Source organism: Embleya sp. NBC_00888, from assembly GCF_045207655.1.
Taxonomy (GTDB): Bacteria; Actinomycetota; Actinomycetes; order Streptomycetales; family Streptomycetaceae; genus Embleya.
On record NZ_CP108785.1, the window covers coordinates 5,578,762 to 5,592,401 of the forward strand.

General features: G+C 68.1%; 8 protein-coding genes and 3 pseudogenes. 8 read left to right on the top strand and 3 right to left on the bottom strand.

Features of this window, described 5'->3' with window-relative positions; genetic code table 11:
* Positions 1–14: 14 nt before the first annotated feature.
* The 7 genes and pseudogenes from OG948_RS58885 to OG948_RS58915 form a co-directional block, all read left to right on the top strand.
* Positions 15–3,512, top strand: a pseudogene (locus tag OG948_RS58885) (ThuA domain-containing protein); the annotation flags it as partial.
* Between the two features lie 105 nt (positions 3,513–3,617).
* A pseudogene (locus tag OG948_RS58890) lies at positions 3,618–4,592 on the top strand (OmpL47-type beta-barrel domain-containing protein); the annotation flags it as partial.
* A gap of 393 nt (positions 4,593–4,985) precedes the next feature.
* Positions 4,986–5,988: pseudogene (locus OG948_RS58895) on the top strand (IS5 family transposase).
* Between the two features lie 66 nt (positions 5,989–6,054).
* Positions 6,055–7,167 carry an IS630 family transposase gene (locus OG948_RS58900; protein WP_331773654.1) on the top strand — a complete coding sequence of 371 codons (1,113 nt, stop codon included), beginning with the start codon at positions 6,055–6,057 and terminating at the stop codon, positions 7,165–7,167.
* A gap of 56 nt (positions 7,168–7,223) precedes the next feature.
* Positions 7,224–8,459: an IS701 family transposase gene (locus OG948_RS58905; RefSeq protein ID WP_406300852.1), complete on the top strand. Its 1,236-nt coding sequence runs from the start codon at positions 7,224–7,226 to the stop codon at positions 8,457–8,459.
* Positions 8,460–8,672: 213 nt separating this feature from the next.
* Positions 8,673–9,281, top strand: coding sequence for a helix-turn-helix domain-containing protein (locus tag OG948_RS58910; protein ID WP_331773270.1), 609 nt, complete (start codon positions 8,673–8,675; stop codon positions 9,279–9,281).
* Positions 9,278–9,805 (top strand): transposase, encoded by a 528-nt coding sequence (locus tag OG948_RS58915; RefSeq protein WP_331773271.1) that lies wholly within the window; start codon positions 9,278–9,280, stop codon positions 9,803–9,805. Before OG948_RS58910 ends, OG948_RS58915 begins: the two co-directional genes overlap by 4 nt.
* 191 nt (positions 9,806–9,996) lie before the next feature.
* Here the strand turns inward: OG948_RS58915 and OG948_RS58920 are convergent, their stop codons facing one another.
* The 3 genes from OG948_RS58920 to OG948_RS58930 all read right to left on the bottom strand — a co-directional run bounded on the left by OG948_RS58920 (position 9,997) and on the right by OG948_RS58930 (position 12,248).
* Positions 9,997–10,881: a hypothetical protein gene (locus OG948_RS58920; protein ID WP_331773272.1), complete on the bottom strand. Its 885-nt coding sequence runs from the start codon at positions 10,879–10,881 to the stop codon at positions 9,997–9,999.
* 354 nt (positions 10,882–11,235) lie between these two features.
* Positions 11,236–11,811, bottom strand: coding sequence for a hypothetical protein (locus OG948_RS58925; protein WP_331773273.1), 576 nt, complete (start codon positions 11,809–11,811; stop codon positions 11,236–11,238).
* A 251-nt stretch (positions 11,812–12,062) separates the two neighbouring features.
* Complete coding sequence (locus OG948_RS58930) at positions 12,063–12,248, bottom strand: hypothetical protein (RefSeq protein WP_331773274.1); 186 nt, start codon at positions 12,246–12,248, stop codon at positions 12,063–12,065.
* Between the two features lie 1,125 nt (positions 12,249–13,373).
* Between OG948_RS58930 and OG948_RS58935 the strand changes: the two genes are divergently transcribed.
* Complete coding sequence (locus OG948_RS58935; protein WP_406300853.1) at positions 13,374–13,574, top strand: hypothetical protein; 201 nt, start codon at positions 13,374–13,376, stop codon at positions 13,572–13,574.
* Positions 13,575–13,640 lie beyond the last annotated feature (66 nt).

Consider the following 13,640-nt stretch of genomic DNA (forward strand, 5'->3'; position numbering starts at 1 on the left):
GCGCCGTCCTCGCGATGGCCCTGGCCCTGTTCACCCTGACACCCGTTCAGCAGGCGCAGGCGCACGCCACGTTCCGCGCCCTGCTGTTCACCAAGGCCGTCGGCTACGTGCACGACTCGATCCCCGCCGGGATCAAGATGTTCCAGGACGAGGCCGAGGCCAACCACTACGAGGTCGTGCAGTCCAACGACTCGGCCGTCTTCAACGACGCGAGCCTGGCCGGTTTCGACGCCATCGTCATGCTGCAGAACTCGGGCATGGTCTGGGACAACGACGCCCAGCGCACCGCCCTGCAGAAGTATGTCCGTTCCGGCAAGGGCATCGTGGCGATCCACAACGCCACCGACATGGGCATCGAGAACGACTTCCCGTGGTGGGACGACCTGGTCAACGGCGGTGCCCACATGCCCGCCCACTCGCCCGGTGTCCTCGCGGGCACCGCCAAGGTCGCCGACCGCGTGCACCCCTCGACCAAGGACCTGCCGGAGCGCTGGTCCCGCAGCGAGGAGTGGTACAACTTCGACAAGAACCCCCGGGGGAACGTGCACGTCCTGGTGACGGCGGACGAGATCACCTACAACCCAGGCCCGTCCAGGATGGGCGCCGACCACCCCATCTCCTGGTGCCGCAATGCGGAGGGCGGCCGGATCTGGGCCACCGCCATGGGCCACACCGCCTCCTCCTACGCGGAACCCGATCTGCGCAAGCACATCATCGGCGGCCTCAAGTGGGCGGCCGGCAACGTCCCCGGCGACTGCGGCGGCACGGTGTGGAGCGGCTTCGAGAAGGTCACCCTCGACGACAACACCGCCGACCCGATGCAACTCGACGTTGCCCCCGACGGCCGGGTCTTCTACATTCAGCGCAGCGGTGAGGTCAAGGTCTACAAGCCCGACACGCACAGCACGACCACGGTGGCCAAGCTTTCGGTGTACACCGGCGGTGAGGACGGTCTGGTCGGTATGGCCCTCGACCCGAACTTCGCGCAGAACAAATGGATCTACCTCTACCATTCGCCGGCCGCGAGCCCGGACGACGTGAACCGCCTGTCCCGCTTCACCGTCACCGGTGACACGATGGACCTGGCTAGCGAGAAGAAGATCATCGACGTGCCCGCCTACCGCAGCCGTACGTTCGGCGAACCGGGCCACACCGGCGGCGCACTCGACTTCGGCCCCGACGGCACCCTGTACCTGGGTACCGGTGACGACGTGCCGCCCAACCTGGACCCGAACTGGCAGGGCTACGCGCCGATCGACTGGCGGCCCGGCAAGTTCATGCTCGACGCGGCGCGCACCGCGGGCAACACCAACGACCTGCGCGGCAAGATCCTGCGGATCAAGCCCAAGGCCGACGGGGGATATGACATCCCGTCAGGGAACATGTTCCCGGTGGGCACGGACAAGACCAGGCCCGAGGTCTTCGCGATGGGCTTCCGCAACCCGTTCCGCTTCCGGGTCGACCGGGCCAACGGATGGGTGCACGTGGCCGACTACGGGCCCGACCGGGGGCTGCCCACCACCGACCGGGGGCCCGAAGGCCTGGTCGAGTACAACGTCATCAAGCAGCCCGGCAACTTCGGCTGGCCGTTCTGCCACGGCAACAACCAGCCCTACGCGCCCTACAACCCCGACACCAAGGTCGTCGGAGCGAAGTTCGACTGCGCCAACTTGACGAACCCCTCGCCCAACAACACCGGTCTGACCCAGCTCCCGGCCGTGCAACTGCCGGATATCTGGTACGGCTACGGCGCCTCGCCCGAGTTCCCCGAAATGGGCCAGGGCGGCTCCGCGCCGATGGCCGGGCCGGTGTATCGCTACGACCCGAACAACCCCTCCACGACGAAGTTCCCGGCCTACTACGACGGCGCCGGCTTCTTCTACGAATGGGCGCGCGGCTTCGTCAAGGAGATCCGCTTCGACGCGTCGAACAGGCTCCTGAAGATCAACGACTTCCTGCCCACGGCGAAATTCGCCAAGCCGATGGACATGACCTTCGGCCCCGACGGTTCCCTCTACGTGCTCGACTGGGGCAGCTCGTTCGGCGGCGGCAACAACGACTCCGGCCTCTACCGGATCGACTACACGCAGGGCCAACGCAAGCCGATCGTCAAGGCGAGCGCGACCCCGCCCAACGGCCCCGGCCCGCTGACCGTGAAGTTCTCCAGCGCGGGCACATTCGACCCCGACGGCGAATCGCTCACCTACGCGTGGGACTTCGACGCCGACGGCACCACCGATTCCACCGAGGCCGATCCGACGCACGTCTACACCGTCAACGGCGACTACAGCGCGCAGCTCAAGGTGACGGACGCGACCGGCAAATCGGGCTTCGCGAACCTCGCGATATCCGTGGGCAACACCGCGCCCACGGTCACCCTGGAGTTCCCCGCGAACGGGCAGTTCATCGCCTTCGGCGACCGCGTTCCCTACAAGGTCAAGGTCACCGACCCCGAGGACGGGCCCGTCGACTGCGCGAACGTCGTGGTCAACCCGGCCCTCGGACACGACGACCACGAACACCCGACCGCCGACATTCCCGGTTGTGAGGGCACCATCGCCACCGGCGACCTCGGCGGGCACCCGGAGGGCGCCAACCTGTACTTCGTCCTGAACGCGAAGTACACCGACAAGGGTGGCCCCAACGCGAGCCCGCTCACCGGCTACGCCCGGGCCGTGCTCCAGCCGCGCCACAAGCAGGCCGAGTACTTCACCGCGCAGTCCGGGATTCGGGTGGTCGACGAACCGGGCGCGGAGAGCGGCAAACGCCTCGGTGACATCAGCGACAACGACTGGGTCATGTTCGATCCCGCCAACCTCGTGGGGACCGCGTCGATTCGATACCGGCTGTCCTCACCCGCCGGCGGCGCACGCATCGAGGTGCACGCGGACTCTCCCACCGGAACGCTCCTGAGCAGTACGCCCGTGCCGTCCACCGGTGGTTGGAACAACTACCAGACCACCCCGGGCGTGTCGCTCGCCGCGCTCGCCGGAACGCACAAGCTCTACATGGTGTTCAAGGCGGCACAGAACAACTCCTTCGATGTGGACGCGATCCAGTTCGATACCGGTGTGGTCACCGAGCCCGGCATCGAAGCGGGCCTGTACACGCTCACGGCCAAGCACAGCGGCAAGAACATGGCCGTGCAGGGCGCGTCGCCGGCCGACTCCGCGCCGATCGTCCAGCAGGCACCGGGCGCCGGCAAGGAGCAGAAGTGGCAGGTCGACCCGGTCGGTGACGGCTCGTACACGATCAAGTCGGCGATCGACGGCAAGTGCCTGGAAGTCCCGGGCCGGTCCACCGAGCTTGATGTGCAACTCGCGCAGTACACCTGCAACGGTGGCGGCAATCAGCATTGGAAGCCGACGGCGGGCGCCGAGCCCGGCGCGTACTCGCTCGCCAACGTCACGAGCAAGCTGTGCGCCGACGTCGCCGGTGTCGGCACGCAGGACGGGGCCAAGGTCGTGCAATGGACCTGCAACGGCGCGAACAACCAGAAGTGGAAGTTCACCAAGGTCGCCGCGGATGCCCAGGCACCGGTTACCACCGCGACGCCCGATCCGGCTCAGCCCACGGGGAAGGACGGCTGGTACACGACGGCTCCCGTCAACGTGACCCTGACCGGGACCGACGAGGCGGACGGGTCGGGCGTCGCCGCCACCGAGTACAACCTGGACGCCGCCGGGTGGACGACGTACGCCGGAACCCCGGTGAGCGTGAGCGGCGACCGTGAACACAAGCTCCAGTACCGCTCGAAGGACGGGGCCGGCAACACGGAGGAGAGCAAGGAACTGGTCGTCAAGGTCGACACCAGGACGCCGTTGACCACGGCGGGATTCGCGGCACCGGGCGACGGCGGTTGGCACGCGGGAGCGATTCCGGTCACGCTCACGGCCGTTGACGAATCGTCAGGGGTCGCGGGCATCGAATACGCGTTGGACGGCGGCGCTTGGACCCCCTACCCGGGCAGCGCGGTATCGGTGTCCGGCGACGGCGAACACGTCCTGCGCTACCGGGGTACCGACCGGGCCGGACTCGTCGAAGCGGACAAGGCCGCGACGATCAAGATCGACGCGACCAAGCCGGTGCTGCTGGTCGCCGGGGTCGCCGACGGCGCGGTCTACGGCGACTCGCAGGACGTGCGAGTGAGCTGGGAAGCGATCGACCCGACCTCCGGCGTCAAGACGCTCGCGGGCACAGTCGACGGAAAGGCCGCCACGTCCGGCACGGTTCAACCGCTGTTCGCCCTGAGCCTCGGGCAGCACACCGTCGACGTCCTCGCCGTGGACAACGCGGGCAACAAGACCACGACCGCGATCCGGTTCGCGGTGACCACATCGATGCGCGACATGCAGAACCTCATCGACCGGTTCCGCGCCACCGGCTGGCTGTCCGCGACGGCCAAGACGAAGCTCACCAGCCGGCTCGAGCAGGCGCGCGTGGCCGAGGCACACGGCAACGACGACAAGGCGATCGCCGAGTTGGGGAAGCTCAAGACCCTCGTCGCCGATGTGAAGGTGGTCCCGAACGCGGACGTGCGCACGGCCATCACACGGGATGCCAATCGCGTGATCGCCGACATCGAAGGGTGATCTCACCGGTATCAGCCAGGGCGTGATGCCGCGAACCGCGGCAACGCGGGAAGGAGAACACAGTTCACCGCGGCCCCGCTTCGGCGGGGCCGCGGGATCCCGATACTGTCGTCACCAACTTTGTTCCTGAATGGGAAAGTCCGATGGCAGACGTGTCCGCACGAAACTGCGGATCGGAGCCGCTCTGGCCCGTGAGGCGAAGCAGGCGGGCGTGTCCTTCCGGGCGGTTGCTGCGGACTGCGCGTACCGCGACCAGGACGGCTTCCGCTGCGAACTCGCCGACCTCGTGATGCCGTTCGTGATGGCGTTGAGACCGCTAGGGCGTGTATCGGGTTGTGATCGATCTGTGGGATTCGTCGTCAACCCGGTCCTGGTCTGGTAATTGGTCTTGTTGTGACGCGAGAGCAACTGACGGACGTGGAGTGGGAGTTCATCGGGCCGTATCTGCCGATCGGTGGGTTCGGTCCGTATCCCGAGCGGCTGCGGCAGCAGTTCGAGGGCGTGATCTGGAAGTTTCGGACGGGTGCGCAGTGGCGTGAGATGCCGGAGCGGTTCGGTGCGTGGCCGACCGTGCACAACCGCTTTCGGCAGTGGCGGGACGCCGGTGTCTTCGAGGCCCTGTTGGAGGGCCTGATCGCGGAGGCCGCGAAGCGGGGCGTGGTGGACATGTCGCTGGTGAGCGTGGACTCGACCACCGTCCGGGCGCACCACGACGCCGCCGGGATGCATCTCGACCCGGACACGCTCACCGCTCTGGAGAAGGCCGCCGCCGAGGAGGAGAAGGCCCGGCAAAGGGGGCGATCCGGAGGAACAAAGCGGGAACGGAGCCGGAATCGACCCGGACCGGGAGGAACGACGACGTGTCCGGCGCCGGCATCGGATCCGGCTGAGGGCCGGCCTGCTCGGACGCTCGCGGGGTGGACAGACCTCCAAGATCCATCTCGCCTCGGACCGCAACTGCCGGCCCTTGGCGCTGATCCTGACTGCGGGACAGGCCGCCGACAGCCCGCAGTTCGTCCCCGTCCTCGGGAAGGTACGGGTCCGCGGGCCCGTCGGGCGTCCCCGCACCCGGCCCGACGCGGTCGCCGGAGACAAGGCCTACTCGTCCCGTGGCAACCGCGCCCACCTGCGGAGACGCCGCATCAAGGCAGTCATCCCGGAAAAGAGGGACCAGGCCGCCAACCGCAAGAGGAAGGGCACCGGGGGCGGCAGGCCCGTCGGCCACGACGCAGACCTCTACAAGGAACGGAACACCGTCGAGCGCCTGATAAACAGGTTCAAGGCCTGGCGAGGCATCGCCACCCGCTACGACAAGACCCCCGAGAGCTACCTCGCCGGCCTCCACCTTCGCGCCGCGATGATCTGGGTCAACGCCCTCAGCCGGGGCACCTGTTGATCTCAACTGGATACGCGGCCTAGTGTCCTGCGCCTGTAGTTGTTCGTTAGATGTTGTGTGACTTCTGTGGTTGGTGCGTCGGTTCCTCGTCGTGGTCCGAAGTTGGAGCCGTTACTGCTCTCCGACGAGGAGAGGGTGACGTTGGAGCGGTGGACCCGCCGGGCAACGTCGGCTCAGGCGTTGGCACTTCGCTCGCGAATCGTGTTGGCGTGTGCGGGGCCGGAGGTGCCGCCGATCGTCGCGGTCGCCCGGGATCTGCGAGTCGCCGCGGACACGGTCCGCAAGTGGCGGCGGCGTTTCCTCGTCGACCGGTTGGACGGTCTGGTGGACGAACCCCGGCCGGGTCGGCCGCCCACCATCGACGTCGAACGGGTCGAGGCCGTCGTGGTCGCCACGTTGGAGGAGATCCCGAGGAACGCCACCCATTGGTCGCGCAGGTCGATGGCGGACCGCAGCGGCCTGTCGAAGTCCACCGTCGGCCGCATCTGGCGCCGGTTCCAGCTCAAGCCACACCTGACGGACACGTTCAAGCTGTCGACGGATCCGTTGTTCCTGGAGAAGGTCCACGACGTCGTCGGGCTGTACTTCAACCCGCCCGAGGGTGCGGTCGTGCTCTCCGTGGACGAGAAGTCGCAGATCCAGGCGTTGGATCGATCCCAGCCGGTCCTGCCGATGATGCCCGGCATGCCCGAACGGCGCACCCACGACTATCTCCGCAACGGCCTGACCACCCTGTTCGCCGCGTTCGACGTCGCCACCGGCGAAGTCATCACCGCCCTGCATCGCCGGCATCGGGCGGCGGAGTTCAGGAAGTTCCTGATCAGGATCGACAAGGAGGTCCCCGCGCATCTCCAGGTCCATTTGATCTGTGACAATTACGGCACCCACAAGACCCCGGCGATTCGGGCGTGGCTGGCCAAACACCCGCGCTTCCACGTGCATTTCACCCCGACGGGTTCCTCCTGGATCAACCAGGTCGAGCGGTGGTTCGGCTTCCTCACCGACCAGATGATCCGCCGCGGCGCACACAGGAACGTCCAGGCCCTCGAAGCCGACATCCGAGCCTGGGTCAAGGACTGGAACGAGAATCCCAAGCCGTTCGTATGGACCAAGACAGCCGAGGAGATCCTCGACTCCCTCGCCCGGTTCTGCCGACGGATCTCCGGCGCAGGACACTAGTAGTACTTCGTTAGCTCTGTTGATCTCACTGACCGGTTTCCGGCATGCTGGTGGGTGTGAACCTGGGGGAGATCGAGGAACTGCGGTCCGAGTTGGGTGCGTTCGTGGCGGAGGTGTTCGCGTCGGTGTCGCGTCGGGACACGCGTGGGTGGGCGGACTGCTATCTGCGCGGGTTGATGTTGGACGGGCGGCGGAAGTCGATCCAGCCGATGGCGGATCGGTTGCCGGACGGGGACATGCAGTCGTTGCAGCAGTTCGTGAACCAGTCGCCGTGGGACCACGCGGCGGTGTTGCGGGCGGTCGCGCTCAGGACGGTTCCGATCGTGGAGCCCGAGGTGTGGGTGATCGACGACGTGTCCTTCCCCAAGGACGGGCGCATGTCGGTCGGGGTGGCCCGGCAGTGGTGCGGGGCGCTGGGCAAACAGTCGAACTGCCAGGTCGCGGTGAGTCTGCACGCCGCCTCCGACCTCGCCTCCGTGCCGATCTCGTGGCGGCTGTTCGTCCCCGCCGAGTGGGACGAGGACGCCGGACGCAGGACCCGGGCCGGGGTTCCGGACGAGGTGGGGCACCGGGAGAAGTGGCGCCTGGCGCTGGACCTGATCGACGAGGCGATCGCCTGGGGGCTGTCCCCGAGGACGATCGTCGCGGACGCCGGATACGGGCAGAACTCCGCGTTTCGGCGGGCCCTGGTCGACCGGGGCCTGGAGTTCGTGGTCGCGGTGCGGGCCGACGAGTCGGCCCACCCGCACGAGGCGTTGCCGACCGCGCCCGCCTGGAGCGGGAGGGGCCGCAGACCCGCGGTTCGCTACCGCGGGAAGGCGTCCTCCCTCAAGGCCCTCGCGTTGGAACCCGGTCCCAAGTCCCACCGGCGGGTGACCTGGCGCAAGGGTTCCAGGGGACCGATGCGTTCCCGTTTCAGAGTGCGGATCGTGCGCCCGGCCGGCGTCGCGATCCGCGCGCACGCCATCGAACGGGCGGGCGGCTCGGCCGCCTGGGACGGGGTGCTGCCCACGGCGACCCTGCTCAGCGAGTGGCCCGCGGGGGAGAAGGCCCCCACCGAGTACTGGCTGACGAACCTGCCCGAGGGCACCTCGACCCGTCGGCCGGTGCGCCTGGCGAAGATGCGATGGCGGATCGAACACGACTACCGCGAGATGAAACACGGCCTGGGCCTGGACCATTTCGAGGGCAGGACCTGGCGCGGATGGCACCACCACGTCGCCCTGGTCACCGCTGCCCACGCCTTCCTCACCTTCCACCGGCTCCACCCAAAAGTCCCCACGCCGGCCTGACGCTCTACCAGGTCCTCGACGCACTCCAGGACCTCCTGAGCTGCTGGGACGGCATCTGCCACACCTGCGAACGCCCTCTCCCCACAAGGAAACCCGAACACCGCACACGAATACCAATCCCGACCTAACGAAGTACTACTAGTGCTAGGTTCCGCTTTGGGCGGGTAAGTACTGGTCAAACAGTGGTGTTTCGGCTGCTCGGGGGCGAGTGTGGTGCCGAAGTTTCTGATGGCCCGTGAACCCGTGGACGGGGACGAGGAGAAGAGGATCCGGCGGTTGGCCGGGGCGCGTCACGCGCCGGGTGATTGGATCCTGCGGGCGAGGATCGTCACGCTGAGCTGGGAAGGTCTGCGCGTGCCGCAGGTGGCGTCTCGGGCGGGGTGCGATGCGAAGACCGTGCGGCGGTGGCTGCACCGGTTCAACGAACAGGGCCTGGACGGCCTCGCGGACCGGCCCGGCTGCGGCCGCAAACGGCGGATCACCGAGGCCGAGCGCTCCCGGATCGTCGCCTTGGTCAAGCTCACTCCACCGGGCCGCTTGGAGACGCAGCCATCCGACGAGTTGTGGGCGGCGGACGAGGCGGGGCCGCCGGAGTGGACGTTGGACGCCCTGGCCGCCGAGGCCGGAAGGATCGGCATTGCGGTGAGCCGTTCGCAGGTCCGCAGGATCCTGCTCGCCGAGGGGGTTCGGTGGCGCCGCACCCGGTCGTGGGTCCGGTCGAGGGACCCGGACTTCGCGGGAAAAGGACGCGGATCGTCGAGCTCTACACCAACCCGCCCGAAGACGCGACGGTCGTGTGCGTCGACGAGCTCGGCCCGGTGATCCCACGCGCGTTCCCTCCGGCGCCGGGCTGGTCGCCGGACGGGCATCGCATCAAGAACGAACTCGACTACGGCCGCGGCCCGGAGAAGACCTGGGTCTACGGGGGCCTGCGGGTCCGCGACGGGACCGAGGTCACGATGACCGCGTCGTCGCGCAACAGCGTCTTCTACCAGCGATTCCTCCAACTCGTCGAGGACGCCAACCCCACCGGCGACATCGTGGTGGTCACCGACAACCTCTCTTCCCACAACAGCCTTTCCACTCGGGAATGGCTCGTCGACCATCCCAGGATCCAACATGTCTTCGTGCCGGTCGGCGCATGTTGGTTGAACCTGCAGGAGGGGTGGTGGCGCATCTTCCGCAAGGCGGCACTGGCCGGCCGCTCGTTTTCCAACCCCTCCGACATTGCGCAGGCCACGACCCTCGCGACATTCCAACTCAACGCCCGTGCCAGACCTTGGATATGGGGAAGACCTGCCCCACCGACCCGCACGTTACGGCGCCGGTTCATGTACATCCTTTGAGGAATGCAGCACTAGCGTTGCAGCGTGGTCCAGGGCGCCGACCAGCCGCGGACAGCCCGGATCGCTTGGGGCCGGGAGGCGGTTCGGAGCTGGTGGGACGTGGGAGTTCCCCCTCTCTGGGTGGTGCGGTTCCGACTCCTCGGCGTCCACGGACGGGGGCGGGGGCGGGGGCGGGGCGACATGAGGCTCTTTCAAAGATCGCCATCGGCATCGCCGTAGACGTCACCCTCACCACAGATGTCTCCGCAATAGCTCGACCAGGCCGCATTCGAGTCGGCGGCCATGCGGGAACGCTCGCGGTGCAACCGCAGCGCGCTTGCGATCGTGGGGTCGAGGTCGCTCGTCTCTCGGCGCACGACTTCCGCACACCGTTCCTTCACGATCTCGGTCCAGGACACATGGTGGTGGCAGGGCCACGATTCGAGCAGCGCCGCCGACGTGAGCCCTCCGGTCAGCACGAAGGCCGCCGAGATCAGGGCCACCGCCCAGACACCGGGATACCCCACCATCACACGCACGTCCACCAGGGCGTCCCACGACACCAACCACGTCAGGTAGCCGGCGATTCCTCCGGACCAGACCCACAACACCGGCTGCACCGCCTCGTCGAGCAAGTCCTCGCGAGCCTGCGAGGCCACGACGACGAATTCCGGCGGCCAAGGCGCGTGCTCGTCCCTGGCCACCCGGTAGGCGGGGTCCTCGGCGAGCTCGTACAGCCTGAGACCGTGGGGACGGTCTCGCACGGCGACGAGTGCGGCCTCGGCGATCGGGTCCTCCGCCTTCGTCCAACCGCCCTCTCGCGCCGCGTAGGTGACCAGGCCGTCCCTGGACACGTGCACCCGGCCCTCGTGGTGCAGCCGTCCCAACACCACCTCCTCGAGGCTCGACCAGGTCGTCCTGCCCCACGTGTACCGCACCGCGTCATGGAGTTCGATCCCGCCGGCGAGCACCGCCTCCATCCTCACCCGTTTCGCGGCCTCTCGAGCCCTCCGGGCCCGGCACAGCCCGAAACACGCGACCGCGGCGACGAACGTCAGTCCCCCGATCACCGTGGCGGACACGCTCCAGATCCCCATCACGGCCCCCTGACCATGCGTCACGACCCACGCGCACGACGGTCTTTCCAGGGCAAGGGTGCCGGAAGCGGGCACACGCGCGACAGAGGCGAACGAAAGAAGTCGACGGGAAAGCTCGGCGGGAGACCGACGGAAAATCGTCGGGAGACCGACAGGAGACAGACGAGAGGTCGGGGAATCGGCCGCCCCGCCCCCGAATCCGGCGGCCGGCCGGAGATTCTCCCCAGCGCCAGTCCTCGTTCCGGTGTTCCTCGACCCCGAGGAGGCCTGTGAGTTCGCGGAAACTGAAGGTTCTTCAGCACGAACCCGGGGTGTGTTGCCCGGATTCCGGGGGATGGACCGGTGGGTTCGCGGTCAACCCACGGGGTCGGCTTCGGCGGCCTGCTCCAGCAGCGCCCTTGCGGAGTCCGCGTAGCACATCGCGGTCTTCTCGTCGAGCCCGAACACCTCGGCGAGGTGGAGCGGGTCGGGCCCGTGGGTCAGGGCCTCTTCGAGTTGCCGGTCGACGCGGAGTCGCGCCAGTGTCGCGTCCTGCCCGCGCATCGCGGCGCTGATCCAGTGGTTGCTGGCGCGTCCGGTCCTCGTGGCGGTCTGGTTGTTGATCAGCAGGTGGAGGTTCGCCGTGTTGGGCCACCGATGTCGTCGGTGCTCCAGCCAGTCCAGCAGCAGTTTCAGGGTGAGGTCGTCGAGCCGACGGACCCGTCCGGCGATGGTCAGCCGGCGGTTGCCGAGGTCGATGTCGTCGAACATGTGGTTGCCGATCTGGGCGACTCGGGCGGCGTGAACCGCGACGAGGGCGAGGACCAGTCGCGCGGCCGGGGTTATGGCCGCTCTGACGGAGCGGTCGATCTGGTCGGGTGCGAGAGGTTGGAGCACTCCGTACTCGTATTGGCCGACCTTGATCCGGCCGGTGGGGTTGCGGAAGATCAATCCGGACCGCCACTCCTGGATTGTTCATCCGAGGCATCGAGAGATATGAATTTCAGCAAAAGGTCTGAATCGGTCATATATGAATTATCCTGGATTCATCGGGCCTGTGCGCGTTGTGGACAACCGGTCCCGCTGCCGGCTCCCGAGCGGGCGGTCCGCTTGGTCGTGCCTCTTTTTCGCGCGGCCGCGACCGTGCCGAAACCTGCATTCGCATCCCCGGTGCGGGTGCCGGACCCTCCCTCGCCGGCCGATCACGTCGGAGGGTCCATCACGATCGTGCACAGCGCGATCAACGCCACCCGCGCCTCGGACAACAACAGCAGGTCCTCGTAGAGCGCGCTCGAGGGGCTCACCCACGCCTGTTCCCAGGCGGAGGCAGGGTGTTCGGGCGGGCGCCGGCTCATGTGCGCGTCCAACGCCTCGCACCACGGCTTCACGACGGCATGCTCCACCGGCGCCTGTGAGACGCGGAGAAGGCGTCGAGCACACACGTGGTCGACGCCTTCTTCTTGATCCCATCGCGGGGCACAGTCCGCACAACCGCGGACAGCGAATGTGCGGCCCCACGAACGGCACCCAGCCACCGTGCAACCCGGCACCGGGGCTCGGGAACTTCACCCCAAAGAGGGGGCCGCGCCCTCGACAGAGCGACTGCACCGGCCGGACCGGCTCGCACATCCGGCCGGGGCGCCGGGTGCTCACACTCGACGCCCGCCCACCACAGCGCGAGTGCGCCACGCAGCGATCCGCTCGGCCGCGACTTGGATGCGGGGACCTGGACGGCCCCGAATCCCGTACGCCCCCGTTCCGCATGTTCTCGCGCACTGCGATCCACCCTCCGACACCACCTGGCAACCTATCTTTTGGCGGCTGGGAATGATCGATTTCGGTCACCTACCCGGTAGCGTGCGGCACGGACGTCCCGATCGAGGAAGATGCGATCGGGACGCCCACCCCGCTCGCGAACCCACCCCCGACGCCCGAAACTCACGTCCACCTCATGTCGAGTGCGGAGAGGGCGTCGAGCCGCTCCGGCGGGTATGTGGCCCGTCGGTGCCGCGCGTTCGCCAAGGCGACCCCCAACTTGACCTGGTGTGTTTCACCGTCGCGGTCGATGACTTCGACGTGCTTGCGCGGACGGTGAGGTGGCCTTCGCGGTGCCGGTACGCCGCAGCCGCGGCGAGGGTGAGCGTCCACCGGTCCGCTCTCGTCGTCGACGCGACCGCAGCCGGCTGCGTCTCCTGCTCGGTGACGTCGACGCCGACCTCGGCCAACGCCGCTCGCTGCGCCGGCGTCAGACTCCCCGCGCCGTGTCGTTGCCGCCGGAGCCAGGCTCCGACGTCCTCGCCGCCGACGCTGTGTCCTGGAGTCAGATCGTCAGATCGGCTCGTGTGACCCGCCCCTCGCCGTCCCCGCGCGTTCCGATCGCCTCCAGGACGCCGTCGACCGTGGCCATCGCCTGCTCGTGGGTCATGCCGAACCTCGACGGGCCCACATGCTAGAACAGCGCGAACGACCACACCGTGCGCTGTGACTCCTCCACCACGGCCCACACCGGCCTCATGCGCACCCACACGGTGCGGCGTCTGCCGGTCATCCGGGACGACCGGCCCGTCGCATTCATCTCGCTCGGCGACCTCGCCGAAGAATGCGACCCGCACACCGCGCTCGCCGACATCCGGCTCCGGCAGACTCTCGAACCGGCTACGGCCGGCGCAACCGCGGACCGGACAGCGCCGCCCGGGGCCCGAGTGGGCGTATGAAGCGTCCGAACCGGGCAGACGCCGGAGTAGACGACACGATCGTGCGCAGGCCGAGGAGGTGCATGG

What these genes read in the sequence shown, in the direction of transcription:
- OG948_RS58920 (WP_331773272.1), bottom strand. Translation starts at nt 10,881, where the DNA reads ATGGGGATCTGGAGCGTGTCCGCCACGGTGATCGGGGGACTGACGTTC.
- OG948_RS58935 (WP_406300853.1), top strand. Translation starts at nt 13,374, where the DNA reads ATGCGCACCCACACGGTGCGGCGTCTGCCGGTCATCCGGGACGACCGG.